The organism is Massilia atriviolacea (assembly GCF_003953935.1).
GTDB classification, from domain to species: Bacteria; Pseudomonadota; Gammaproteobacteria; order Burkholderiales; family Burkholderiaceae_D; genus Telluria_A; species Telluria_A atriviolacea.
This window is the reverse complement of record NZ_RXLQ01000007.1, coordinates 289,498-314,288: the sequence shown is the minus strand read 5'-3', so window position 1 is coordinate 314,288 and position 24,791 is coordinate 289,498. Positions and strand designations below refer to the sequence as shown.

The 24,791-nt window shown below is 66.6% G+C and carries 26 protein-coding genes and 1 pseudogene; 12 read left to right on the top strand and 15 right to left on the bottom strand.

Annotation, left to right across the window (positions count from 1 at the left end):
- Nucleotides 1-41: 41 nt before the first annotated feature.
- Complete coding sequence (locus EJB06_RS15500; RefSeq protein WP_126074926.1) at nt 42-2,252, top strand: DUF6600 domain-containing protein; 2,211 nt, start codon at nt 42-44, stop codon at nt 2,250-2,252.
- Between the two features lie 142 nt (nt 2,253-2,394).
- Entirely contained in the window at nt 2,395-2,661 is a 267-nt protein-coding gene (locus tag EJB06_RS15495; RefSeq protein WP_126074925.1) for a DUF493 family protein, read from the top strand.
- Nucleotides 2,662-2,664: 3 nt separating this feature from the next.
- On the opposite strand, the gene EJB06_RS15490 is transcribed toward EJB06_RS15495, so the two are convergent.
- The 4 genes and pseudogenes from EJB06_RS15490 to EJB06_RS15475 all read right to left on the bottom strand — a co-directional run bounded on the left by EJB06_RS15490 (nt 2,665) and on the right by EJB06_RS15475 (nt 6,453).
- Nucleotides 2,665-3,555 carry an ABC transporter permease gene (locus tag EJB06_RS15490; protein ID WP_126074924.1) on the bottom strand — a complete coding sequence of 297 codons (891 nt, stop codon included), beginning with the start codon at nt 3,553-3,555 and terminating at the stop codon, nt 2,665-2,667.
- Between the two features lie 191 nt (nt 3,556-3,746).
- Nucleotides 3,747-4,553, bottom strand: a pseudogene (locus tag EJB06_RS15485) (ABC transporter ATP-binding protein); the annotation flags it as partial.
- Between the two features lies 1 nt (nt 4,554).
- Nucleotides 4,555-5,559, bottom strand: coding sequence for an ABC transporter substrate-binding protein (locus tag EJB06_RS15480; protein ID WP_126074923.1), 1,005 nt, complete (start codon nt 5,557-5,559; stop codon nt 4,555-4,557).
- Between the two features lie 24 nt (nt 5,560-5,583).
- Nucleotides 5,584-6,453 carry a TauD/TfdA dioxygenase family protein gene (locus EJB06_RS15475; protein ID WP_126074992.1) on the bottom strand — a complete coding sequence of 290 codons (870 nt, stop codon included), beginning with the start codon at nt 6,451-6,453 and terminating at the stop codon, nt 5,584-5,586.
- Nucleotides 6,454-6,915: 462 nt separating this feature from the next.
- Between EJB06_RS15475 and lipB the strand changes: the two genes are divergently transcribed.
- The 4 genes from lipB to EJB06_RS15455 all read left to right on the top strand — a co-directional run bounded on the left by lipB (nt 6,916) and on the right by EJB06_RS15455 (nt 9,972).
- Nucleotides 6,916-7,659 (top strand): lipoyl(octanoyl) transferase LipB, encoded by a 744-nt coding sequence (gene lipB / locus EJB06_RS15470; RefSeq protein WP_126074922.1) that lies wholly within the window; start codon nt 6,916-6,918, stop codon nt 7,657-7,659.
- A complete protein-coding gene (gene lipA, locus EJB06_RS15465; RefSeq protein ID WP_126074921.1) occupies nt 7,656-8,648 on the top strand; it encodes a lipoyl synthase in 993 nt (330 codons plus the stop codon). The genes lipB and lipA overlap by 4 nt, the downstream gene beginning before the upstream one ends.
- Nucleotides 8,649-8,680: 32 nt before the next feature.
- Complete coding sequence (locus tag EJB06_RS15460; RefSeq protein ID WP_198420840.1) at nt 8,681-9,376, top strand: alpha/beta fold hydrolase; 696 nt, start codon at nt 8,681-8,683, stop codon at nt 9,374-9,376.
- A 77-nt stretch (nt 9,377-9,453) separates the two neighbouring features.
- The gene (locus EJB06_RS15455) at nt 9,454-9,972 is read left to right on the top strand and encodes a hypothetical protein (RefSeq protein ID WP_126074920.1); all 519 of its coding nucleotides are present in this window, start codon (nt 9,454-9,456) and stop codon (nt 9,970-9,972) included.
- Here EJB06_RS15455 and EJB06_RS15450 read toward each other — a convergent pair.
- Both EJB06_RS15450 and EJB06_RS15445 read right to left on the bottom strand, forming a co-directional pair.
- Nucleotides 9,959-10,444 carry a hypothetical protein gene (locus EJB06_RS15450; RefSeq protein WP_126074919.1) on the bottom strand — a complete coding sequence of 162 codons (486 nt, stop codon included), beginning with the start codon at nt 10,442-10,444 and terminating at the stop codon, nt 9,959-9,961. The two genes, EJB06_RS15455 and EJB06_RS15450, sit on opposite strands and share 14 nt — an antisense overlap.
- Nucleotides 10,445-10,708: 264 nt before the next feature.
- Complete coding sequence (locus EJB06_RS15445; RefSeq protein ID WP_126074918.1) at nt 10,709-11,677, bottom strand: MBL fold metallo-hydrolase; 969 nt, start codon at nt 11,675-11,677, stop codon at nt 10,709-10,711.
- A 138-nt stretch (nt 11,678-11,815) separates the two neighbouring features.
- On the opposite strand from EJB06_RS15445, the gene EJB06_RS15440 reads away from it, so the two are divergent.
- Nucleotides 11,816-12,775, top strand: coding sequence for a LysR family transcriptional regulator (locus EJB06_RS15440; protein ID WP_126074917.1), 960 nt, complete (start codon nt 11,816-11,818; stop codon nt 12,773-12,775).
- Nucleotides 12,776-12,852: 77 nt separating this feature from the next.
- On the opposite strand, the gene EJB06_RS15435 is transcribed toward EJB06_RS15440, so the two are convergent.
- Entirely contained in the window at nt 12,853-13,431 is a 579-nt protein-coding gene (locus EJB06_RS15435) for a hypothetical protein (RefSeq protein WP_229427104.1), read from the bottom strand.
- 9 nt (nt 13,432-13,440) lie between these two features.
- Entirely contained in the window at nt 13,441-14,067 is a 627-nt protein-coding gene (locus EJB06_RS15430) for a hypothetical protein (RefSeq protein WP_229427103.1), read from the bottom strand.
- 231 nt (nt 14,068-14,298) lie between these two features.
- Here EJB06_RS15430 and EJB06_RS15425 point away from each other — a divergent pair, with 231 nt between their 5' ends.
- Complete coding sequence (locus tag EJB06_RS15425) at nt 14,299-15,897, top strand: mucoidy inhibitor MuiA family protein (RefSeq protein ID WP_164557925.1); 1,599 nt, start codon at nt 14,299-14,301, stop codon at nt 15,895-15,897.
- Here EJB06_RS15425 and EJB06_RS15420 read toward each other — a convergent pair.
- Complete coding sequence (locus EJB06_RS15420) at nt 15,881-16,474, bottom strand: DUF1287 domain-containing protein (RefSeq protein WP_198420839.1); 594 nt, start codon at nt 16,472-16,474, stop codon at nt 15,881-15,883. The two genes, EJB06_RS15425 and EJB06_RS15420, sit on opposite strands and share 17 nt — an antisense overlap.
- A gap of 86 nt (nt 16,475-16,560) precedes the next feature.
- Between EJB06_RS15420 and EJB06_RS15415 the strand changes: the two genes are divergently transcribed.
- The 3 genes from EJB06_RS15415 to EJB06_RS15405 all read left to right on the top strand — a co-directional run bounded on the left by EJB06_RS15415 (nt 16,561) and on the right by EJB06_RS15405 (nt 19,875).
- On the top strand, nt 16,561-16,986 hold the full coding sequence (locus EJB06_RS15415; RefSeq protein ID WP_126074915.1) for a PaaI family thioesterase: 426 nt from the start codon (nt 16,561-16,563) through the stop codon (nt 16,984-16,986).
- Nucleotides 16,987-17,107: 121 nt separating this feature from the next.
- Nucleotides 17,108-19,414 (top strand): PAS domain S-box protein, encoded by a 2,307-nt coding sequence (locus EJB06_RS15410; protein WP_126074914.1) that lies wholly within the window; start codon nt 17,108-17,110, stop codon nt 19,412-19,414.
- A gap of 29 nt (nt 19,415-19,443) precedes the next feature.
- Nucleotides 19,444-19,875 carry a group I truncated hemoglobin gene (locus EJB06_RS15405; protein ID WP_126074913.1) on the top strand — a complete coding sequence of 144 codons (432 nt, stop codon included), beginning with the start codon at nt 19,444-19,446 and terminating at the stop codon, nt 19,873-19,875.
- Nucleotides 19,876-20,050: 175 nt separating this feature from the next.
- On the opposite strand, the gene EJB06_RS15400 is transcribed toward EJB06_RS15405, so the two are convergent.
- Nucleotides 20,051-20,755 (bottom strand): anti-sigma factor, encoded by a 705-nt coding sequence (locus EJB06_RS15400; RefSeq protein ID WP_126074912.1) that lies wholly within the window; start codon nt 20,753-20,755, stop codon nt 20,051-20,053.
- Nucleotides 20,752-21,342, bottom strand: a complete 591-nt coding sequence (locus EJB06_RS15395; protein ID WP_126074911.1) for a sigma-70 family RNA polymerase sigma factor — start codon at nt 21,340-21,342, stop codon at nt 20,752-20,754. Before EJB06_RS15395 ends, EJB06_RS15400 begins: the two co-directional genes overlap by 4 nt.
- A gap of 277 nt (nt 21,343-21,619) precedes the next feature.
- On the opposite strand from EJB06_RS15395, the gene EJB06_RS15390 reads away from it, so the two are divergent.
- Complete coding sequence (locus EJB06_RS15390; protein WP_229427113.1) at nt 21,620-22,429, top strand: DUF3034 family protein; 810 nt, start codon at nt 21,620-21,622, stop codon at nt 22,427-22,429.
- Between the two features lie 72 nt (nt 22,430-22,501).
- On the opposite strand, the gene EJB06_RS15385 is transcribed toward EJB06_RS15390, so the two are convergent.
- From EJB06_RS15385 to EJB06_RS15370, 4 genes are all read right to left on the bottom strand, one after another.
- Nucleotides 22,502-23,023 (bottom strand): peroxiredoxin family protein, encoded by a 522-nt coding sequence (locus EJB06_RS15385; RefSeq protein WP_126074909.1) that lies wholly within the window; start codon nt 23,021-23,023, stop codon nt 22,502-22,504.
- 120 nt (nt 23,024-23,143) lie between these two features.
- Nucleotides 23,144-23,785, bottom strand: a complete 642-nt coding sequence (locus EJB06_RS15380) for a BON domain-containing protein (RefSeq protein WP_126074908.1) — start codon at nt 23,783-23,785, stop codon at nt 23,144-23,146.
- Entirely contained in the window at nt 23,778-24,374 is a 597-nt protein-coding gene (locus EJB06_RS15375; RefSeq protein WP_126074907.1) for a phosphoheptose isomerase, read from the bottom strand. The genes EJB06_RS15380 and EJB06_RS15375 overlap by 8 nt, the downstream gene beginning before the upstream one ends.
- Before the next feature lie 56 nt (nt 24,375-24,430).
- On the bottom strand, nt 24,431-24,790 hold the full coding sequence (locus EJB06_RS15370) for a YraN family protein (protein ID WP_126074906.1): 360 nt from the start codon (nt 24,788-24,790) through the stop codon (nt 24,431-24,433).
- Nucleotide 24,791 lies beyond the last annotated feature (1 nt).

The window sequence follows — 24,791 nt, the reverse complement described above, 5'->3', positions numbered from 1 at the left end:
GTTACAGGGGGACGACGTCCCTCGTGCGCCCTGGAGCTTGTATGATTATTCCTTTCCGTAAAACCCTGATGGTGCTGGCGTTCTCCGCCCTGTCGGGCCTGGCGCTGGCCGATACGCCAGCGCGCGTCGGCCGTATCGCCCTGGCCCAGGGGCCGGTCAACATCAGCAGCGAGGTGGGCGAGGAAGCCACGGCGGCGCTGGTCAACTGGCCGGTGACGACCAGCAACCAGATCGTCACGCAGCGCAACGGCCGCACCGAAATCCGGATCGGCTCGACCTCGGTGCGGCTCGACGGCGACTCCTCGCTCGACGTCGTCGAACTCGATGACGATACGCTGCGCCTGCACCTGCATTACGGCAGCCTGAGCCTGCGCGTGCGCAACGCCGAGGTGCTGCGCGGGCTCGACATCTCGACCCCGCAGGGCGTGGTGCGCATGCGCGAACCGGGCCGCCTGCGCATCGACGCCGAACGCGTGCGCGACACCACCAACGTCTCGGTGTTCGAGGGCACGGCCCAGGTCGACGGCGGCGGTTCCAGCCTGGCGGTGCGCGCCGGCAAGCGGGTCGACGTGCATGACGACGATGTGCGCACGGCCCTGGCGGTACGCGACAGTTTCGACGACTGGTCGCTGCAGCGCGATGCGCGCGACGAGCGCACCACCTCGGACCGCTACGTCACCACCGAAATGACCGGCTACGAAGAACTCGACCAGCACGGCGTCTGGCGCGACGACAGCGATTACGGCCCCCTGTGGACCCCGCGCAGCGTGGCGGCCGACTGGGTGCCCTACCGCGACGGCCGCTGGACCTACCTGGCCCCGTGGGGCTGGACCTGGGTCGATAACGCGCCATGGGGCTACGCGCCCTCGCACTACGGGCGCTGGGTGCTGGTCAGGCAGCGCTGGTCGTGGGCGCCGGGCCGCAATATCGGCCGTCCGGTCTGGGCGCCGGCGCTGGTCGGCTGGGTCGGCGGCAACAACTGGAACCTCGCTTTCAACGACAACGGCACGCGCCGCAACGCGCCCGCGCAGGGCTGGTATCCGCTCAATCCGGGCGAATCCTACGTGCCCGGCTACCACCTGCCGCCCGAGCACCTGCGCCACCACAACCGCCACGCGCGTCCCGATTATCGTCCGGGCCGGCACGACGGCCTGACCGTGGTCGGCCTGAACCTGTTCGTCGGGCGCGGCCAGATCGTGGTGCCGCGCGCGCCGCGTCCGCTGCTCACGCCGCTGACGACCCAGAATGCGCCGTTCGGCGCGCCGCCGCGCCCGCAGGGCAACTGGCGCAACCGCTTCGACCGCGACGGCGACGGCCGCTCCGACCGCAACGGGCCGGGCCGGGTGATCACGGTGCCGTCCGGCGACGGCCAGCCGTTCAGCCGGCGCGACGGCCGCCCAGGCGACAACGAGCGCTTCGTGCGCACGCCGCCGCAAGTGCTCACCACCAACGAGCCGCAGCGCAGCCTGGCCGAGAAGGACCGGCGCCAGCGCGAAGCCGAGATCGAGCGGCGCGAGCGCGACCAGGTCAACGAACGCCGCCTGCGCGAGATGGAAACGGACGGCCGCCGCAGCCTCGAAACCCAGCAACGCCTGCGTGAAGCCGAGCTGGCCGAACGCCAGCGCCAGGCCGACGGCGAGCGCCTGCGCGGCGCCGAGAGGGAACAGCGCCAGCACGCCCTCGACAGCGAGCGGCGTCAGCGCGAAGCCGAAGCGCAGCTGCAAGGGCAGCGCGACGCCCTCAACCGCCAGCAGGCCGAACGCCTGCAGCGCGACGCCAGCAACCGCCAGATCGCCGAGCGGCTGCAGCGCGACGCCGACCAGGAACGTTTGCGCCAGGTCGAGCGCCAGCAGCAGGCCGACCGCCAGCAGCAGGCCGAGCGTCAGCAGCGCGAGGCCGAGACCGCGCGCCGCCAGCAGGCCGAGCGGCAACAGCAGGATGCCGAGAATGCGCGCCGCCAGCAGGCCGAACGCCAGCAGCGCGATGCCGATAACGAACGCCGCCAGCAGGCCGAGCGCCAGCAGCGTGAAGCCCAGCAACGTGAAGCCCAGCAGCGCGACGCCCAGCAACGCGAAGCGGCGCAGGCCCAGGCTCGCCAGGCCCAGCAACAGCAGCAGGCCCAGCAGCAGCAGGCCAAGCAGCAGGCCCAGCAGCAGAAGCAGGCCGAAGAGGCCGACAAGCGCGAACGCGCGCGCGAGCAGCGCCAGGATCGCCAGGACCGGCGCGACAACGTGCAGCAGCAGATCCGCTGATCCGTACCAGTCTCACCTGTTCCCCCCCAAGGGAATAGTTCAAGGCCAGCCTAGCGCTGGCCTTTTTTTGGCTACAATGTCGCAAAGCGCGTTCCCATGCGGGGAGCGCGGCTGTGTTGTCATTTTTAGAATTGGAATGTGTATGGAACCGACTGAATCCCTTATCGAATACCCGAGCGACTTCCCGATCAAGGTGATGGGCGCCACGCACGACGATTTCGCCGCCACCATTGTCGACGTGGTGCTCGAATTCGATCCCACCTTTCATATCGGCCGCATGGAAGTGCGCCCTTCGCCGAAAGGCAACTACACCGGGCTGACCGTCACCGTGCGCGCCACCAGCCGCGCCCAGCTCGACGATCTGTACCGCGCGCTGTCGGCCCACCCGATGGTCAAGATCGTCATGTAATCGTCAGGGCGTGCCCAAGGCCTGGCGCTGCATGCCCCAGCGCCGCAGCGTCAGGCGTTCGAGCGTCTGGAACACCAGGCCCTCGACCAGCAGGCCGATGACGATCACCGCCGCCAGTCCGGCGAACACCTTGTCGGTGAACAATTCGTTGCGGCTCTGGAAGATATACCAGCCGAGCCCGCCTTTTCCCGAGGTCGTCCCGAACACCAGCTCGGCCGCAATCAGGGTGCGCCAGGCGAAGGCCCAGGCGATTTTCAGGCCCGACAGAATCGCCGGCAACGCCGCCGGAATCATCACCTGGAACACCAGCCGCGTCCCGTTCAGGCCGTAATTGCGCCCGGCCATGCGCAAGGTCTCGGGGACGCTGCCGAATCCGGCATACGCGTTCAGCGCCAGCGGCCACATCACCGAATGGACCAGCACGAACACCAGGCTGGCGCGGCCCAGGCCGAACCACAGCAGCGCCAGCGGCAGCAGCGCGATGGCGGGCAGGGGATTGAACATCGCGGTCAGGGTTTCCAGCAGATCGCGCCCGAAGCGGGTGCCGATCGCCAGCGAAGTCAGCACCAGCGCCCCGGCCACGCCCAGCGCGTAACCCTGCACCAGCACCGCCAGCGAGGCCGCCACGTAGCCCGGCAATTCGCCCGAGACCATGCCGGCGGCAAAGGCGCGCGCCGTCTGCAGCGCGCCCGGCAGCAGCAAGTCCTTGTCCTGCCAGCGCGCCAGCGCCTCCCACAGCGCCGCCAGCAGCAGCAGCAGGAGCGACTTGCGCAGCCAGGCGTGCCCCAGCGCGCGCCGCAGCGGCGCCGGCGGATCGGCCTGCACGGCCGGGGCGGGCGCGCTCAGGGGCACCACATATTCCGGCCGGATCGGCGGCAGAAGGCGCGCGCTCATGCGTGCAGCCCGGTGGATAACTGCGTGGATAACTCTGTGGGCAAGTGACTGGACAAGCGCGCGGATAACTGGTGGGATAAGTGGGGGGATAACTCCTGGTTGAGCCCGGTGGATAAACCGGTGGATAAGCGCTGGGATAAGTGGTCGGATAAGTGGTCGGATAAGTCTGTGGGCAACGGTGTGGACAATTGCGCTGGCGATCCGGTCGCCAGCGCATCGTCCCCGAACAGCAGGCGGTGAATGCGCCGGGCGGCCGCCTGGAACTGTTCGCCGCCGGCGCTGCCGAGGTCGAACTGGTGGCTGTTCAGTTCGGCGCGCACGCGGCCCGGATGGGGCGAGAGCAGCACGATGCGGTTGCCGACCACCAGGGCTTCTTCGATCGAATGGGTGACGAACAGCATCGTGAAGCGGATTTCTTCCCACAGGGTCTGCAATTCCTCCTGCATGCTGCGGCGCGTGAGCGCGTCCAGCGCGGCGAAGGGCTCGTCCATGAGCAGGATGGCCGGCTGCATCGCCAGCGCGCGCGCAATCGCCACGCGCGCCTTCATGCCGCCCGACAAGGTGTGCGGAAAGGCATCGGCGAACTGCGACAGGCCAACCTTGTTAATCCAGTGCAGCGCGCGCGCCTGGGCCTCGGCCCTGGCCATGCCCCCGGCCAGCAGCGGAAACATGACATTCCCCTTGACCGTCTTCCATGGTGGCAACTGGTCGAATTCCTGGAACACCACGATCCGGTCCGGTCCGGGGCGCAGGATGGGCTGGCCGTCCAGGGTCAGGCTGCCGGCGCGCGGCGTGATGAAGCCGGCGATGGCCTTGAGCAAGGTCGACTTGCCGCAGCCGGACGGCCCCAGCAGCACCAGGCGGTCGCCCCGGTGCACGTCGAAGCTCACCCGGTCCGTGGCGCGCACGATGCGCGTGCCGCTGCGGTAGTCGAGCGTGACGCCCTCGGCGCGCAGCAGCGCGTCGCCGGGGCCGATGGGAAAGCGGTGCGCGTCCATGTCAGCTCCCCGAGGCCACGGCCGGGCTCTGGAAAAAGTAATCGCGCCAGCTGGTGGGCTGCTTTTTCAGCGCGCCGGCCTGGTACAGGAATTGCGCCAGGCCGAAGGTGTTTTGCGGCGCCACCTGGAACTGGATTTTCGGGTTCTTGATGACTTTCAGCAGCAGGGCGCGCTCGATGCTGCTTTTGTTCACGCGCAGGTAGGCATCGGCTGCCGCTTCGGGGCTGGCGCTGATGAACTGCGCCGCCTCGGCCAGCGCGTCGACAAAGGCGCGGTAGGTCTTGGGATTGTCCTTCAAATATTTTTCGGTGGCGTACAGCACGGTCGAGGAACCGGGCCCGCCCTGCACCGCGTAGGAATCGAGCACGATATGGGCCCTGGGATTGGCCGCCAGTTCCTGTTCCTGGTAAGGCGGGGTGGCGAAATGGGCATTGATTTCGGTCTGGCCGGCGATGATCGCGGCGGCCGCGTCCGGATGCGGCAGCGCCTGCGTCAGGCGGTCGAGTTTCTTGAACTCGGCCGTGCCCCACTGTTTCGCCGCCGCCATCTGCAAAATCCGCGCCTGCACCGACACCGTCACCGCCGGCAGCGCAATCCGGTCCCTGTCGCTGAAGTCCGCAATGGTCCTGACGTTCGGATTGGTGCTGATCAGGTAATACGGAAAGTTGCCCAGCGATGCCACGCCCTTGACGTTCTGCTTGCCGGCGGTGCGATCCCACACGGTCAGCAGGGGACCGATGCCGGCGCTGGCGATGTCGATCGAGCCCGACAGCAGCGCATCGTTGATGGCCGCCCCGCCCGACAGCTTGACCCAGTCCACGTCGATCTCCACGCCCTGCTTGCGGCCATGCTTTTCGATCAGTTTCTGGTCCTGCGCCACGTTCAGCAGCAGGTACACGATGCCGAACTGCTCGGCGATGCGGATGCGCCCTTCGGCCCGGGCCGGACTGGCGGCCAGGGTGGCGCAGCAGGCCAGGGCGATGGCGGCTTTCTTCAACAGAGTCATGGTGGGGTCCTTGGTCGGTGCCGGTCAGAACGGCGCATTGCCTTCGATGGTGGTGCGGTACAGCAAGCGGCGCTGATGTTCCGGGCAACCGGCGGCCAGGTGCACGACCGAGCGGTTGTCCCAGAACACCATGTCGCGCGCCTGCCACTGGTGGCGGTAAATGAACTCGGGACGGGTGCTGAAGGCGAACAGCGCATCGAGCAGGGCGCGGCTGTCGCTGTCCGGCAAGCCGATCACGCGGGTGGTGAAATGCTCGCTGACAAACAGCGCGCGGCGCCCGGTTTCCGGATGGGTGCGCACGATCGGATGGGTGACCGGCTTGACTTCCTCGATCTGGGCGCGCGTCAGGTTGGGACGCCACGGGCTGCGCTTTTGCAGTTCGGCATACTTGGCCAGGTAGCTGTGTTCGGCACTGCGGCCGTCGATGGCGCGCCGCAGGTAGCCGGGCAGCTTGTCCCAGGCCAGGTGCTGGTTGGCGAACAGGGTATCGCCACCCTCGGCCGGCAACTCCTGCGCGTGCAGCATCGAGCCCAGGCTGGGGGTGGGCTTGTAGGACAGGTCCGAATGCCAGAAATGGCCGGCGTCGCCCAGGCCGATCGGCTGGCCGTTTTCCTTGATGTTGGAAATGCGCAGTACTTGCGGCGCGGCGGGCAGCTGGAACTGGCGCAGCACATGGATTTGCAGCGGACCGAAGCGGCGGCTGAACGCCACCTGCTGGGCCGGCGTGATGTGCTGGTCGCGCAACACCAGCACATGGTGCTCGAGGTGGGCGCGGTGGATCAGGGCAAAGTCGTCCCGGCTCAGCGGGACCGACAGGTCGAGTCCGATGATGGCCGCGCCCAGCGGGGCGTCGAAGGGGACGATGTCGAAACGGGTGTCGAGGACGGCGGCCATGGCGGTGAACGGGTGATGATCGAGCACCCAGCTTATCGGCGCCCGTTTGGCGCGGCAACGAAGCATTTCAACTATGCTAATGCGGCTGATGGCGCGGTGCGGGAGGCGATTGCTTGTCCGGGATCAAGGCGGCGACAATCGGTTTTGTGCCTCCAGCCGGATGGACCGGCGTTCGATCGAAGCGCGGTGTGCGGCGGCGGCCCGCGCGCCTTGACATGCTAGCGGGATGAGCGACCAGGGAGGCCGGGCAGGGCCCATCACCGGTTTTTTCGCGTTGCGGGACGCATGCCGCGATCTTCGGCTCAATCCAGGCATGGATCGGCATTGTTCAAGACGTCCATCCCGGATGCGCGAATGCCGCACAGGCGGCGAAAGCCGACGGTGCTCATGCGGCCCCCGGCCGGCATCCGGCCCGGCGCTGGCTTATAATGGCAGGGCTCCCTTATCCCCGATCGACGACCCATGCCCCCCATCCGCCCTGCGCAGGCGATCATCCGCAACCTTGGCCGTGCCGACTACGAGCCGGTGTTTGCCGCCATGCGCGCGTTTACCGACGCCCGCACGCCTGACACTACCGACGAACTCTGGATCGTCGAGCACCCGCCCGTGTTCACCCTGGGCCTGGGCGCCGACCGCGCCCACCTGCTGGCCGGCGCCGGCACGCCCGCCCACGGCATCCCCGTGGTGCAGACCGACCGCGGCGGCGAAGTGACCTTCCACGGTCCCGGCCAGGCGGTGATTTACCTGCTGATGGACCTGCGCCGCAACAAGCCGGGCGGCAAGCTGTACGCGCGCCAGTTCGTCGAAAAAATCGAGCAGGCGATCATCAATGTGCTGGAGGCGTATAATCTTGCTGGCGAGCGCATCGCCGGCGCGCCCGGCATCTATGTCGCCGGCGGGCCGCGCAAGGGCGCCAAGATCGCCGCGCTCGGCCTCAAGGTGCGCGGCAACGGCTGCACCTACCATGGCGTGTCGCTGAATGTGGCGATGGACCTGGCGCCGTTTTCCTGGATTAACCCGTGCGGCTATGCGGGCCTGGAAACGGTCGACATGCGCAGCATGGGCGCCGCGGCCGCGCTGGCCGACGTGCAGCAAGCCCTGGCGCGCGAACTGGTGCAGCAGCTTGGCGCAGGCAATGCACCGGACAACGAATCGCCTACCGAATCGAACAACACCACAGAGCCCCACGGGCAAACAGCCAAATGACTTCCGACACCGATACCAGCATCGCCCCAGTCTACAACGCCAGCGACAAGCAAAAAGGCGCCAGCAAGACCTCGCGCATTCCGATCAAGATCGTGCCGATCGGACAAGTCGAGCGCCTGAAAAAGCCGGACTGGATCCGCGTCAAGGCGGCATCGGCGTCGACGCGCTTCTACGAAATCAAGGACATCCTGCGCGCCAACAAGCTGGTGACCGTGTGCGAAGAAGCGAGCTGCCCGAACATCGGCGAGTGCTTCGGCAAGGGCACGGCCACCTTCATGATCATGGGCGACAAGTGCACCCGCCGCTGCCCGTTCTGCGATGTCGGCCACGGCCGCCCCGACCCGCTCGACGTCAACGAGCCGGTCAACCTGTCCAGGACCATCGCCGAGCTGCGCCTGTCGTACGTGGTGATCACCTCGGTCGACCGCGACGACCTGCGCGACGGCGGCGCCGGCCACTTTGTCGAGTGCATCAAGCAGACGCGCGCGCTCTCGCCCAACACCCGCATCGAAGTGCTGGTGCCCGACTTCCGCGGCCGCCTGGCCAAGGCGCTGGCGATCTTCGCCGACGGCTTGCCGGACGTGATGAACCACAACCTCGAAACCGTGCCGCGCCTGTACAAGGAAGCCCGTCCGGGTTCCGACTACACCCACTCGCTGGAATTGCTGCGCGACTTCAAGGCCCTGTATCCGAACGCGGTCACCAAGTCCGGCATCATGGTCGGCCTGGGCGAAACCGACGAGGAAATCCTGCAAGTGATGCGCGACCTGCGCAGCCACAACGTCGACATGCTGACCATCGGCCAGTACCTGGCGCCGTCGGGCGACCACTTGCCGGTGCGCCGCTATGTGCATCCGGACGTGTTCAAGATGTTCGAGGAAGAAGCCTACAAGATGGGCTTCGTGCACGCGGCCGTGGGCGCCATGGTGCGCAGCTCCTACCACGCGGACGAGCAGGCGCATAACGCGGGCGTGGCCATCAGCGCTTAAACACGGCGCCGGTACCCACCCTGGTGCCCGCCTTGGTGCTGCTTCCGGGAATGGACGGAAGCGGCGAGCTGTTCGCCGGCTTCATTGCCGCGCTCGGCGACCGGTTCGACGTGATCGTCGTGTCGTATCCTGCCGCGCCGGCGCTCGGCTACGCCGGCCTGGCCGGGCATGCGCGCGCGCAGTTGCCGCGCGATCGCCCGTTCGTGCTGCTCGGCGAATCGTTCTCCGGGCCGGTCGCCATTGCGCTGGCCGCATCGACGCCGCCGGGTTTGATCGCGCTGGTGCTGTGTTGCACCTTTGCGCGCATGCCGCGCCCGCTGCTGGCGCCGCTCAGACCCCTGGTCGGCGTGCTGCCGATGTGGCCCGTGCTGACTCCCCTGATCGCCCCTTTCCTGCTCGGCTTCGGCGCGCCGGCGGCGCTGCGGCAAGCCTTGCGTGGCGCGCTCGACAAGGTCCGGCCCGCGCGCCTGCGCCAGCGTTTGAAGGAAGTGATGGCGGTCGACTACACGGCAAGCGCGCAAGCGATCGCGGTGCCCGTGCTGTACCTGCAAGCCTTGCACGACCGGATCGTCCCGCCCGCCGCCGCGCGCCTGCTGGCGTCGCTGTGCCCGGACTGGCGCCTGGTGGCGCTGCCGGGGCCGCATCTGCTGCTGCAAGCATCTCCTCGTCACACGGCAACGCTGGTGCGCGATTTCGTGGGCCACATCAGGCCGGCAATGAACCAATAGCTCGCTATCAGGTCCAATATGTCGATGGGGTCCGTTTTGCGACCTCACTATGGCAAACCTGGGACCGTGGAGTTAGCATGAAACCGAAACCTGCGTCATGGGCCGGCCTGGCCCCTCGCGCCGCTGACGACGAGCCTGGCGTTCCGCTACGGGCCCTGGATGAGTTGCGACGCAAGGTCGGCACCCTGTCAGATGCTTCCTGCGCCTTGCTTTGTTCGATTCCGACACGGGCGCAGGCGTTCGGCGCAGCCCATATCGATGCCTATGCGGCCCAGTTCAGTGCCATCGAGCGCCTGCGTGCCAAACCGGCGAACTGGTCGGCAGCGCCGGTCACGGCGCCTGATTCGGCCCGGACCGATGCCGCCCAGCGCGGACTGATCATGCTGTTGCTGGCAGGGGTCCCGGCCCCCACACTCATGCTGTTGAACGATGGGACGGTGGCGGCATTCTGGCGTCGGGCCGAAGCATACGCGAGCATGGATTTCGATGCGGACGGCGAATTTGCGTGGTCGGCGGCAAATCGCGGCAATGTCACGTCCGGTACCTGGACTGGCGGCGCGCTACCCGCGCCGCTACACGCCGTCATTGATATCTAGGGTGCGTATGGACTGCGAAGCGATCGGCAGCTACCAGGGACCGCGGCGCGATTTCGTTACCCATGTGCTCGGCATTGACAGGACAGGTGACTGTCAGCAAGTCAGCGTCACTGGCATCTCCCCTGGTCCTGTCCGTGACGACGAGACGCTCGTGCGGTTTGTATTTTCTCCTGCTCGCACGACGACAAGGGGTGAACTCGATGAGACCTTCGTTCTCGATGCGTTCAGGTATGGTGCGTCGGTCCAGCGCCTGCAGGACGAATTGCAGCAGAGTATGCCAGCGCTTCATCGGAATGGCGAAGCACGGGCTGCGTCGGTCCGTCGCGGTTCGCCAGAGCGGGCACCCCAGCCGGACCGGACGTATGTGGGGATAGTCGCCTTTGTCGCTGCACACGTACGCGCCGTCCAGGTCGATGCGACCGCAGCGCGTGTCCGAGTCTACGATACGGCCTTGCCGGATGATTTGCGCCATGGCGACATTGTCGCCAACGACCTTGGCCTGACCAAAGCGCTCAGGAAGGAATTGCGTGTCCGCCTGTTCCTGCTTGCGTGGCAGTCAGGCATAAGATCTGCTTCCCCGGTTGGGAGCGGCCCATCTCGCACATATCGTCAGCGTAGCCCGTCATAGACTCCGGCCGTGACGGTCGAGGTCATCACGCCGTGTCCTGTGGCGATCCGGACCGGACCGCCGCGCCGTGCACATGCTTGCGCTATCGATACACCGCCCAGCCCGCCCTTAACGCAGCTGCGTGTAATTGACCGGCACCCACTGGTACGACTTGCCGCTGCTGCGCAGGTGGCCGATGCCCGGGAACTGCAGGTGCGAGGCCGCTACCCAGGTGCCCTCCCTGGCGGCGGCGCCGAAGGCTTTCAGGCGCTGGGCGCGCGCGGCTTTCTCATCCGTATCGAAGGCGATGGTCACCGTCGGCTCGTCGAACTGCACCGCGCCCACGTGGATCAGGTCGCCGGCCAGCAGCAGCTTCTTGCCGCCGCTCTCGACCAGGTAGCTGGTGTGGCCCGGCGTGTGGCCGTAGGTGGAGGTCGATTTCACGCCCGGCACCAGCTGCGTGTCGCCTTCGAACGGCTGGAAGCGCTTGGCATCGATGTAGGGCTTGAGCGAGGCCATCGCACCCTGGAAGAAGCCCTTGGCCTCGGCCGGGGCTTTCTCCATGTTCTCCTGGCTCAGCCAGAAGTCGGCGTCGCGCCGGTCGGCCCGCACCACGGCGTTGGCAAATACCGCCGCACCCTCTTTCGCAATCCCGCCCACATGGTCCGGATGGAGGTGGGTGATGTAGATTTCATCGACCTGCTCGGGCTGGTAGCCGGACGCTTTCAGGTTCGCCACCAGCTTGCCCAGGTTGGGGCCGAACAGGCCGCCCGCGCCGCTGTCGACCAGCACCAGCTTGCCGCCGGTATTGATCAGGTACGCATTGAACGAGGTTTCCAGCGGGCTGGCCAGGAAGGATCTGGCGAGCGCCCTGTCGACCTTGGCGGGGGCGGTCTTGAGCAGCTTGTTGACCGGCAGTTCGGTGGTGCCGTCCGACAGCGCCGTCACTTCGAACTCGCCCAGCATCATGCGGAAGTAGCCCGGCGCCGACACCTTGGCCAGCGGCGCGGCGGCATGGACGGTGCCGGCGCTGAAGGCGGCAAGGCCCAGGGCGGCCGCCAGGATCAGGGTACGCGGGGTGCGGGAGAAATTGCTCATGGCGTCTTTCGGTAAGGGTGATGGGAAAATGCTAATTTGCAGCAGCAAGGGCAGTATGCAGCGTTGCGCCGCGCGGAACAATATGGCAATGTGCAAACTATCTTTGCGTTGTGCGCAAACCTCACCGGAACCTTGTCCATGTTCGATGCCCTGCATTGCTTTCTCGCCGTGGTCGATAGCGGCAACCTGTCGCGCGCCGCCAAGACCCTGCAGCTGGCGGTGTCGTCGGTGTCGCGCCGGATCGACTGGCTCGAAGCCGACGTCGGCGCCCGCCTGTTCGTGCGCGGCTCGCGCCTGGTGCTGCTGACCGATGCCGGCGAACGCTTCGTGCCGCGCGCGCGCCACCTGGTGGCCGAGCTGGCCGAGGCCAAGGCGGCCGTCACGGCGGTCGATCCGGAGCCGCGCGGCGTGCTCACGGTGACCGCCCCGCGCGCGTTCGGGCGGCGCCATATCGCCCCGCTGCTGGGCGACTTCCTGCACCGCTATCCGCTGCTGGAACTGGAGCTGCAACTCAATGACGACGTGGTCGACCTGTCGGCCCAGCGCGTCGATGTGGCGATCCGCCTGGGCCCCTTGCCCGACAGCGACCTGCTGGCCACCTGGCTGGCGCCGCGCCGCCGCATCGCCTGCGCCAGTCCGGCCTACCTGGAACGGCGCGGCACGCCGGCCACCCCGCTCGACTTGCTCGACCATAATTGCATGAGCTATATCAGCCGCAGCGCCCTGGCATGCTGGTGGACGTTCGAGGGCGTCAACCGCAACAAGCCCTTGCCGGTGAGCGGCGCCCTGCGCAGCGACGATGTCGATTTCATGCTGGACGCGGCCGTCGGCGGGGCCGGCGTGGCGCACCTGCCGAGCTGGCTCGCGAGCGAGGCGCTGGTGGCCGGGCAGCTGGTGCCGCTGTTCGGCCCGGCCAGCCAGGGACAAGCGGTGGTGGACGACGGCATCCACGCGGTGCGGCTGCCGGGGCGCTCGCATCCGGTCAAGGCGCAGCTGTTCATCGCCTGGCTGCGCGAGCGCGTGGGGACGCCGCCGTACTGGGAGAGCGCGCTGTTGGCGCATGAAGCGGGAGGAAAAGGAGAAGACCCGGGCGGCTGACGCTGGCGCGCCGCCGGGGCCTGGAAGCGCCTGCGGACGCAGGCGCTGTCACAGCATGTTACTGGATAAAAAAGCGCTTACTTGCCGAGGGCCTGGCGGAAGGCGGCGTCGTCCAGCAGCTTGCTGACGAGCTTGCGGTGCAGCGCTTCGTATTCGCGCGCCGCCAGTGGAATGGCGACAGCGCCCATGAAGGACGAATCCCAGCTCGACTCGACTTTGACTTCCTTGTCGAAACGCACCTGGGCGGCGCGGGTGACCACGAAGCGCGCCGCCAGCACGCCCTTGCCGGTGCCGATGGCGGCGTCGACCTCGCTCTCGGTCAGGGTGCCGGTAATGGTGGTGGCGGCGCTGGCGTCGAGCAGGCCGGCCGATTGCAGTTCAACTTTCAGGGTCTCGCCCAGGTATTGTGCGAACGAGCCGCCCGGTGCGGCGACCGCGGCCGCGCGCAGGCTGTGGCTCTGGTCGATGCTGGCGCTCTTGCTGGCGTCCAGCACGAAGCTGCCGACGGCAACCTTGTCGAAAGCGGGATTGCGCAGCTTGACGGTATTGTCCATCGACGGTGCCGGCGCCGACATTTTCATCGGTGCGCAGCCGACCAGTTGAACGGCCAGGATGCCGGTGGCGACCAGGGAGGTGAGGCGGAAGATCGGGTGCATGTGAATTCCTTATTGTGGATTGAAGGCGGGGTCGAAGGACAGGTCGCGCAGGGCGTTGCTGAGCACTTCACGGGCCATGGTCTTGACCGCGACTTCGGGCGCCATCGGCTTGCCGGCGCTCGGCGGCGGGCTGGCGTTACCGATGGTGGTGTGGATCGCGTGGCGCGCCACCTTGACGATCGGCTTGGCCTGGCCTGCGGGCAGGTAGGATACGGTGCAGATGTAACCGTCGGTCACGGCGGTGCCGGACAGGCCGAAGGTCATGCCGGTCAGGAAGGCGCTGCCGGTCTTGTCGTCGCCGACCTTGATGTTGTCCATGGAAATCATCAGCATCGCGGCGGGCGCGGCGCTGCCGGCTTGTGCGAACAGGCCGCTTTCCGCCACCTGGGCCGTCACCGCGTCTTTCAGGAACGCGGTGGCGGCGGCCGATGGGGCGCCGCGGCTGAGGAATTCGAAGGTCAGCTGGACCGGTTGCGGATTGGCGACTTTTTTCATTTCCGAGACCGGGACTTCCTTGGTGGAGGTATCGAGGTGCATCGGGGTGCTGCAGCCGGTCAGCAGGGCCGCGCCAGCCAGCAGGCAACTTGCCAGCAGGGTGCTGACGGTGCGCGCGCGCGCAATCGGACGGTTCGTCATGGTGTTTTTTCCGTTGTAATGTTGAAATAGATATTTCTGATTTGAAATCAAAGCGGAAGCCTAACCGACGGTCGGTCAAGTTGCAAGTTGTTCATGTCATTACGTCAGTTATGTTGTAAATATGAAACTCCGATACGCTGCATGTTGTTCATCGCCGGTTCACCCCGTTTTTCTTCCTCATCCGTTTCAGTGAGGAGCGATTTTTCTTTCTTCCTGTCTGAAAGGCACCCCATGCGTTATTCCTTCCTCGCCGCCGCCACCCTGCTGGTGCAGTCCGGCATGGCACACGCCAATGCCCCGGTCACGGCGGTCACCTTGTATCCCGGCAGCGCCACCGTGGTGCGCACCGCCCAGGTTGCCGCCGGCGCCACCGAGGTCGTCATCGACGGCCTGCCCGCCAATTTCAATATCGAATCGGTGCGCGTGCAGGCCGCTCCCGGCATCCGCGTGGCCGACGTGGTCTCGCGCGACAGCGCCGGCAGCGACGCGGTCAACCCGGCCGAGGCAAGGCTGGCGGGCGAGATCGAGCGTCTCAAGGACCAGAAGGCCATGCTGGAAGCCGAGGCCAGGTCGGCCGGCATCGTCAAGGCTTACCTGGAGCGCTATAACGGCGGCGCCGCCGAGGGCGGCAAGGCCCAGGGGCCGGACCAAGCCAGGGCGCTGGCGGGCGTGATCGATACCCTGGGACGGGGCGCCAGCGAGGCGCTGCTCAAGATCGAAAAGCTGGCGGTGCAGCAACGCGCGCTCGACAAGAAAATCGCGGCGCTCGACAGCGACCTGGCCGGCCTGCGCTCCGGCGGCAAGCAGGTGCGCAGCCTGGTGGTGCGCCTGTCGGAAGCCAGGGCCGGCAGCCTGAGCATCAGCTACCAGCGCGAGAATGCCGGCTGGAAGCCGGGCTACCGCGCCAGCCTCGACTCGGCCGCGTCCCGGGTCGACCTGGAGCGCCTTGCCACCATCTCGCAGAGCACCGGGGAAGACTGGAGCAACGTCAAGCTGACGCTCTCGACCAGCCAGCCGCGCCTGTCGCCGAGCGGGCGCGAGCCGCAGCCGTGGCTGCTGACATACTATCCGCCGCAGCCGCCGCAGCCGCCGATGCAGTATGCGCCGGCGCCGGCGCCGGCGCCGGCATTGATGGAGCGGCGCCAGAAAGTGGAGCTCGCCGGCAGCGCCAGCAAGCGCGCGAACGACGACGAGGTGGCCGAACTGCAGGGCGCCTTCGCCACCGAATTCGAGGTGCCGGGCCGGGTCAACCTGGCCTCGGACGGGCGCGCCACCTCGGTCACGCTGTCCACCCTGGCGCTGCCGGTCACCCAGCACCTGCGCGTGACCCCGCGCCTGGAAAAATTTGCCATCGTCATGGCCGAAGCGGCCCGTCCGGAAGGCGTGTGGCCGGCCGGCAGCATGCAACTGTTCCGCGACGGCGGCTACATCGGCGCCACCCAGTGGAACTTGCAGGAGGGCGAGAAAGCCCTGTTCTCGTTCGGGCGCGACGACCGGGTGGTGGTCTCGCTCGATCCGGTGGCCGGCAAGACCGGCAGCAAGGGCCTCTTCGGCGGCCGCGCCAGCAGCGTGCGCGCCGACGTGTTCACCGTGGCCAACCGCCGCAAGACGCCGGTCGAGCTGCTGGTGTTCGATTCCTCGCCGGTCAGCACGTCCGAGGAAGTCAGGGTCGAGGCGGCGTTCGATCCGGCGCCGTTGACCACGACCTGGGAGCAGCGCCGCGGTGTGGTCGCCTGGAAAAAGACGCTGGCGGCGGGCGCCAGCGCCCGCTTCCAGGTCGAGTACAAGATCGACTATCCGAAGGAAGGCACGGTCAGCGGCTTGCGCTAGCGGCGGGATTCCAGCGGTAATGCCCGGTCAGGGGATAGGCGAACAGCATGTCTTCGATCTGGGTGCCGCGCCCGATGTTGTGGATCACCAGCGGCACCCCGGCCGCGCTGCGCTGGCCGGAGACGATGCCGATGTGCGGCAGGTTGCCCGGCAACATCCAGGTGACCACGTCGCCGGCCTGGTAGGCGGCGCCCTCGCGCGCCGGCCTCATGGCCTTGCCGTGGCGCGTGAAAAAGGTGGCCAGGTTGGGCACGCGCCGGTGGTCGATGTTCGGGTCGGGACGCTTGAGCTGCCACAGCTTCGGATAGGCGTTCCAGGCCGTCTTCATGTCGCGATGCACCAGTTCCTGCAAGTCCGCGCCGACCTTGCGGTAGGCGCGGACGACCACGTCGGTGCACACGCCGCGCTCCTGCGGCACGTCGCCCCCGGGAAAGGCGATGCGCTCGTAGCGCGGGTCGTAGCGGACGGTCACGCCGATCTGGGCGCGCGCCGCCTCCACCAGGCGCGCCGGGGCGGCGTCCTGGGCCAGGGCGCCGCGCGCGCCCAGCAGGGCGGACGTGCACATCAGTGTTAACACCAGTTTTTTCAAGATCGGACCTCTGTTCACCGCGCCGGGAATAAAAACGTACAATCGTGCTTATTTCTCACACGAACGGGCACACCATGAGCACGCAACAGCAGTTTACCCCTGAATCGATGAACAGTTTCGGCGCCGCCACGCTTCCCGGTTACCTGGGCGTGGAAATCACCAAAGTGGCCGACGGCGAAGTCGCGGCGCGCCTGGAGATCAAGCCGCATCTGCTCGCGCCCAACGGCTTCCTGCACGCCGGCACCGTCATCACCCTGGCCGACACCGCCGCCGGCTACGCCTGCGTGGCCAACCTGCCGCAAGGGGCGAACAGCTTCACCACCATCGAAATCAAATCGAACCACCTGGGCACCGCGCGCGACGGCGCGATCGCCTGCGTGGCCAAGGCCGCCCACCTCGGCAAAACCACCCAGGTCTGGGACGTGGTGGTGAGCAACGAAGCGAACGGCAAGACCATCGCCCTGTTCCGCTGCACCCAGATGATTTTGTATCCCAAATAAGGCATCAGGTGCGTTGCGCGGACGTGTTTTTTATGTTTCACATACAACAACTTACGTTTGACAATTGCACGGAAAAGCGCATCATGGCCGGACGCCCTGTCCATCAGCCAGAGAATGCCGGATGCCCATCGACTTCGATCAGCTCATACTCACCGAGGCCCCTGGCGGGGTCATCGTCACCACGCCGGGCTACACGGTGCTGCGCTGGACCAACGGCGCCGAGCGCATCTTCGGCTATACCAGCGAGGAAGCGCTGGGGCGCGACCTGCGCGAGCTGATCGCATTGCCCGGCCAGCGCGAACTCGACGACGTCTACGCGCGCAGGGTGCTCGAACGCGGTGTGTCCGACCATGAAGGCTTGCGCCGGCGCAAGGACGGCGCCCTGATCTACGTCGACGCCTCCAGCAAGGCGGTGTACGGCGACGATGGCACGATCGCCTACATCGTCTCGACCAAGCGCGACATGACGCAAGCGAAGGCCGCGCGCGACACCCTGCTGATCGAAGCGAAATTCCGCGACCTGCTCGAGTCGACCCCGGACAGCATCGTCATGGCCAACCCGACCGGCACCATCGTGCTGGCCAACGCCCAGGCCGAGCGCCTGTTCGGCTATGCGCCGGGCGAGCTGAACGGCCAACTGATCGAGGTCCTGCTGCCGGCCCGCTTCCAGCATGGCCACGTGGGGCACCGCTCGCGCTACTTCGAGCAGTCGCGCACGCGCACCATGGGCGCGGGGCTGGAACTGTACGGGGTGCGCAAGGACCAGGTCGAGTTCCCGGTGGAAATCAGCCTTTCGCCCATCAGCACCGATGCCGGCACCTTCGTCATCAGCGCGATCCGCAATGTGGGCGAGCGCAAGAAGGCCGAGCAGAAATTCCGCGGCTTGCTCGAATCGGCGCCGGACGCGATCGTGATCGTCAACCGCGACGGCGAAATCGTACTCGTCAATTCGCAGACCGAAAAGCTGTTCGGCTATCCGCGCAGCGAGCTGCTCGGCAAGAAGGTCGAAATCCTGATTCCGCAACGCTTCGCCGAGCAGCATCCGCATTTCCGCAGCAGTTTTTCGGCCGGCCCCCGTCCGCGTTCGATGGGCGCCGGACTGGAGCTGTACGGCCTGCGCCGCGACGGCAGCGAGTTTCCGGTCGAAATCAGCCTGTCGCCGCTGGACACCGAGGACGGGGTGCTGGTGTCCTCGGCGATCCGCGACATCACCGACCGCAAGCGCATCGAGCGCGCCCTCAACGACAAGAAGGTCGAGCTGGAACGCGCCAACCAGGCCAAGGACCTGTTCCTGACCAGCATGTCGCACGAGTTGCGCACCCCGCTCAACGCGATACTCGGCTTCGCCCAGTTGCTGGCCAACGAAAAGCTGCCTTCGACCGCCGTGCAAAAGCGCAACTTCGTGCGCAATATCCTGACCGCCGGCGAGCATCTGCTGACCCTGATTAACGAAATCCTCGACCTGGCCAAGATCGAGTCGGGCACCCTGAGCGTGTCGCTGGAAGCGGTGATCCTGTCCGGCCTGCTGGAGGAAGTGCAAGCCATGGTCGGCGACAGCGCCGCCCAGCGCGGCATCCGCATGGTGTTTCCGAAACCGGAGCCGCTGATGGTGGTGGCCGACCACACGCGCCTCAAGCAGATCATGCTGAACCTGCTGTCGAACGCCATCAAGTACAACCGCGAGCAGGGCGTGGTGGTGGTCAACGTCAACCTGATCGGCAGCGCGCGGGTGCGCATTTCGGTGCAGGATACGGGCAAGGGCTTGCGGCCCGACCAGGTAAGCGCCCTGTTCCAGCCCTTCAACCGGCTCGGCCAGGAAGGCGGCAGCGAGGAGGGCACCGGCATCGGGCTGGTGGTGACCAAGCGCCTGGTCGAGCTGATGGGCGGCACCATCGGCGTGTCGAGCACGGCCGGCATCGGCAGCGTGTTCTGGATCGAGCTCGAGCTCAGCGGCAGCGCCCATCCGGTCAATGGCGCGGCCGCCGCGGCGGCGCCGCGCGCCTTGCCGGCGGCCCCGGCGGGCGACCCCTCGGTGGCCACCGTGCTGTACGTGGAAGACAATCCGGCCAACCTGATGCTGGTCGAAGAAATCGTCGGCTTCCGGCCCGACCTGGCGCTGATTTCCGCGCCCAGCGCCGAGCTCGGCATCGCCCTGGCGCAGAGCTATCTGCCGCAAGTGATCCTGATGGACATCAACCTGCCCGGCATGGACGGGCACGAGGCCCAGCGCCTGCTGCGCGACGACCCGCGCACGGCGCACATTCCGGTGATCGCGCTCAGTGCGAACGCGATGGAGCGCGACGTCAAGCGCAGCATCGCGGCCGGCTTTTTCGCCTACCTCACCAAGCCGATCGATATCGACGCCTTCACGGCGGCGGTGGACAAGGCGCTGGCGCCCAAGGCGGACCAGGCCGATCCTTCCGTCTGACCATCCTTCCAACCACGACAGGAGCACGCATGAGAACGCTGACTGAGCTTGTTTGCATCGGCACGCTGGCGCTGGCCGCCGGCTGCGCGCACGGCCCCGCCGCCGACGACAGCACCTACCAGGGGCTGGGCGGGCAGGGCGGCATCAAGAAGATCGTGGACACCTTCGTGCCGCTGATCCTGGCGGACGCGCGCATCAGGGATTCGTTCAGGGATACCGACCTGAAGAACCTGTCGATGCGGCTGGAAGAGCAGTTTTGCGCGCTGTCCGGCGGTCCCTGCACGTACAGGGGCAAGGACATGAAAGAGATCCACGATGGCCTGAACATCACCAACGCGCAGTTCAACGCGCTGGCCGAGGATTTGCAGGCGGCCATGGACAGGCACGGCGTGGCGCCGGCGGTCCAGAACAAGCTGGTCGCCAGGCTGGCGCCGATGCAGAGGGAGATCGTGACGAAGTAATGCGCTCTTGCCGTCCCGGCCGTCCCGGCCATCCCGGCCATCCCCGCCATCCCGACAACCATCGTTCCCGCGCAGGCGGGAACCCAGGTGAGTGGAGCGGCAGGGCGCTCCGGCGCTGGCGTGGGTCGCGCCAGGGACGGGAACGACGGTGTTGCCGGTAACGGAATGTCTCCGCTTACAAGCTTACCCAATGCCCCTTGTAGACGATCGGCCCGGTCGGTCCGTTCGGATCGGGCGAGCCGCCTTTCGGCTCCAGGGTCACGGCCAGGAGCGCCACATCGTCGCCGATCGCATTATCCGGCAAGGCAAACTTGCCCTTGTTGTCGGCCAACACCCCCAGCGAACGCGGCTTGCCCGCCTTCGGCACCGCCCACAGATGCAGGCTCTTGTCGGCCGCGACCGGGTCGCCGCCGACCACCCGCGCATCGAGTGCGCGGTGCTTGCGGTCGGCGGTCAGCACCATGGCGGTCTGGGCCTTGTCGTCGCTCAGGGTCGCCACGTACGAAATCACCGGCGCGTCGACCGGACGGTTGCTCAGCACCAGCACCAGCAGCATGGCCGCCATGGCGGTCGAGACCATCCCCAGGCTGCGCCAGAAGGCCAGGTTCTCGTTCAGCCAGAAGCGCCAGCCGGCGGCCGCCTTCGGCTTGAGGTTCAGGCGCCGTTCGATGCCGGTCCAGACGCTGTCGGGCGGCTTCACGTCGCCGGCGAATTCGGCCATGGGCGCCAGCCGCTGCTGCCACTGGGCCGTGATGTTGCGCAAGTCCGCGTCCTGGTGCATCCAGCCTTCGAAACGGCGGCGCGCGCCGCCCCTGAGCGTGCCCAGCACGTATTCGGCCGCCAGTTTCTGACGCAGGACGATGTTATGTCGGATATTCATGTTTGCTCCCGTTTCGCGAGGCAGGTGCGCAGTTTGTCGAGGCTGCGCCTGATCCAGGTTTTCACGGTTCCGACTGGTAGTTTCATCCGCTCGGCCACTTCGCTGTGCGACAGGTCGTGGTAATAGGCCAGCGCGACGACCTGGCGATGCATGCCTTCGAGCGCGGACATGCACCACGCCAGCGCCTTCGCATCGCCACTCATCTGCAAGGCCTCGATCGGCGTTGCCTGCGGATCCTGTAGAGCATTCATGACTTCACTATCAAACTGTTCCGCATCGATTTCAACCGCGGCATCGCTGCGCCGGAGGTGGTCGAACGCCTTGTTCCGGACAATCGTCGCCATCCAGGTCATCGGCGCTGCGAGATGACTCTGGTAGTTGGCGGCATTGTTCCAGATCGCGACATAGCTCTCTTGCAAAACCTCTTCAGCGAGCTCGCGCTTGTGCAATATACGCAGCGCGAAGCCAAACAGTTTCGGCGACGTGGCATCGTAGAGGGAACGGAAGGCGCCGCCATCGCGTTTGCCGGCGGCCAGGAGCCAGGTGCGTAATTGCTGCGGGTCGAGCGGGTTGACGTCGGTGGACACTGAGCGCCTTGAAAGTGGGTTCGGGTGGCCGCGGCGTGGCGCGGAGTGCTCGGTGAGGTTATCTCAAAGGCATCCCGGAATACAACAAACTTATTTGCAAAATATAGCAAAATAGTTGAATCCAATCGGGCGCCGCCCGCGTACGCAGTATTGTAGAGACGGCTTGCTTCGTGCGACACCTTATCGAGGAGACAGTATGCGGATCATGCGCCTGGGTGGTTTGTTCTTGGCGGCAAGTTTGGCAAGCGCTGCGGCGCAGGCGCAGGGCCGGCCCGACATGGGCAAGCTCATGGCGACGGGCGGCGTCAGCCAGCTCGAAGGGGCGGGCGGGGGCGGGCTGGCGCCGTGGGCCCTGATCACCGGCTACGGCAGCCGCGACAGCTGGGGTGCGAACGCGCACTACACCGGCGTGCGCACCCAGGATTACACCCTGGATACGGCCGGGGTGGCGGTGGGGCTGGCCGACCGCATCGAAGTATCGCTGGCGCAGCAGCACTTCAAGGGCAGCCTGGCGCCGCTGAACCAGCTCAGCATCAAGCAGGATATCCTCGGCGTGAAGCTCAGGCTGGCTGGCGACGCGGTGTACGGGCAGGATGTGTTGATGCCGCAGATCGCGGTCGGTGCGATGTACAAGCGCAACAAGGGCGTGGGCGGGCTGGGGGCGCTGGGCGTGAACAATGTCACGCAGCTGGGCGCCAGGGACGACAGCGGGACCGATGTGTACGTGGCCGCGACCAAGCTGCTCTTGCAGCAGAGCTTGCTGCTGAACGGCACCGTGCGCGCGACCAGGGCCAATCAGATGGGCCTGCTTGGCTTCGGCGGCGACAAGGGCGATTCCTACAAGGCCATGCTGGAGGTGTCGGCCGCTTACCTGGTCGACCGCCAGCTGGTGGCCGGGGTGGAATACCGGCGCAAGCCGCACAACCTGGGGGTGGACAATGAAAAGGCGTATTACGACGTGTTCGTGGCCTGGTTCCCGAGCAAGCATGTGTCGGTGACGGCGGCCTACGCGGTGCTGGGCGAGATCACCGTGTTCAACCCGACGCGCCAGCGCGGCGCCTACCTGTCGGTGCAGGCCGGGTTTTAAGCGCTATCGCCGACATCGTCGCTCCCGCGCAGGAAGTCTAGCGGCGCATGGCAGGAACGGCGGTCTTCAGGTTCAGCCCGCGATCGTCTTTTCCAGCAGCTTGTGCAGCGCCGGGAAGTCCGGTTCGCCCACATAGCGCTTGATGATCTTGCCGTTCTTGTCGATCAGGAAGGTGGTCGGCGTCAAGGTCACATCGCCGAAGGCCTTGGCGATGTCCCCGCCGCTGTCGAGCGCCACGGTGAACGGCAGGCGGTTGGTCTCGGCATAATTGAGCACGTAATTCGGCGCGTCGTACTTCATCGCCACCGCCACGAACTCCATGCCCTGGCCCTTGAACTTGTTGTAGGTCTCGACCATCTGCGGCATTTCCTTGACGCAGGTTGCGCACGAGGTCGCCCAGAAGTTGACCATGAACACCTTGCCGCGCAAGCTCTGCGAGCTGATCTTCTGGCCCTTGATGTCGATGAAGGTCACGTCCGGCGCCGGCGTGCTGCTCGCGAGCGAGGAATAGCCGATGGCGGCAATGGCCACCAGCGCCGCGCCGATGAGCGCCGGTTTGAGCCAGGAAGAACGGGGCGGAGTCTGGGTGGACATGGCAGTGGATGCGGGTATGGAACAGAAAGTCATTATAGCCGCGCTGCAAAATCGCTGCCCGCGCGGCCCTCGGCGCCCGCCCGGGGGACGGACGTGGCGCAGCGGGTACCGACATCGACCTTACAGCTGGACCGACGAGGAGCGTGGCGAAATCGCCTTGAGTTCGTCTTCGCTGATGTATTCCAGCACCTTGACCACTTTCTGCACGCCCGACACGCCGCGCGCCACATCGGCGCCGACCTGGCCTTCGCGCTGGGTCACGCGGCCCATCAGGAACACGGTGCCGCGCTCGGTGATGACCTTGAACGAGGTGGCTGAAATGGTCTTCATGTCCACCAGGCTGGCCTTGACCTTGGTGGTGATCAGCGAATCGCTCGAGCGCGAGGTGTAGGTGGCGGGCGGGCCGACCTCGAGTTCGTTGATGACGATGGTCACGCCATCGATGCCGGCCACTTCGCGCTCGACCGCCGCCTTCATGGCGTCGTCGCGCACTTCGCCGGTCAGCAGCACCTTGCGGTTGAAGCTGTTCACATTGATGTGCACGTCTTCACCGGTGATCTTAGGCAAGCGCATCTCGGCCTTGAGCGCGATCGCCTTGTCGTCGGCCTGCGCGCCGAGCGTGCGGCGGTCGGCCGTGGCGACGGCACCGGCGACGGCGCCGCCCACGAACAGGCCGACGCAGCCCTGCAGGCTGCCCAGCAGGGCCACGGCGGCGAGCGCCCTGGCCAGCGGGCGCAGGACGCGCAAGGTGGAATCATTCATTCACATCTCCTCCGAACAGCGCGACGTCGATGCCGTCGCAAATGCAGTGTATGGTGACCAGGTGGACTTCCTGGATGCGCGCGGTGCGCGAATGGGGTACGCAGATATGCACGTCGGCGTCGGTGAGCATCTTGCCGAGTGCGCCGCCATCCTTGCCGGTCAGCGCCACGACGCGCATTTCGCGCTCCAGCGCCGCTTCGACCGCCGCGATCACATTGGCCGAGTTGCCGGACGTGGAAATGGCCAGCAGCACGTCGCCGGCCTGGCCGAAGGCCTGCACCTGCTTGGAGAAAATCTCGCGGTAGCTGTAATCGTTGCCCACCGCCGTCATGATCGAGGTATCGGTGGTCAGCGCCAGCGCCGGCAGCGGAAAGCGCTCGCGCTCGAAACGGCCGACCAGCTCGGCCGCGAAGTGCTGGCAGTCGGCCGCCGAACCGCCATTGCCGCAGGCAAGAATCTTATTGCCGTTCGACAAAGCGGAAAACATCAGGTCGATTGCCTGCGAGATGGGTTGAGCCAGGGCAGAAGCCGCCTGAATCTTGAGTTCGGCGCTTTCGTGGAAGTGGGCGAGGATGCGTTGAGTATTCATAGTCGAGGATTATAGTGCAGCAGTCCGGGAAGCCGGAGAAGTACGGTTAAAATTGCTTACAACTGGATGGCGTTGCGCAGCCAGGCCATGCGTTCGCCGTCGATGGCGATGACGTCGAAGCGGCATGGCGGCACATGGGGAAAGCGCAGCAGGTAGGTCTGGGCCGCGCGCACCATGCGGGCGACCTTGGCGGCAGTGATGCTGGCGGCCGCGCCGCCGTGGCTGGCGCTGGCGCGCTGGCGCACTTCGACGAACACCAGTTCCTCGCCGTGGCGCAGGATCAGGTCGATTTCCCCGCCCTTGCAGCGGTAATTGGCTTCCACCAGGCGCAAGCCCTGGCCGGCCAGGTAGTCGAGCGCCTTGCGTTCCCACAGCTGGCCCTGGCGCTGCTTGCCGCTCAGCCGGGCCGGCCACATC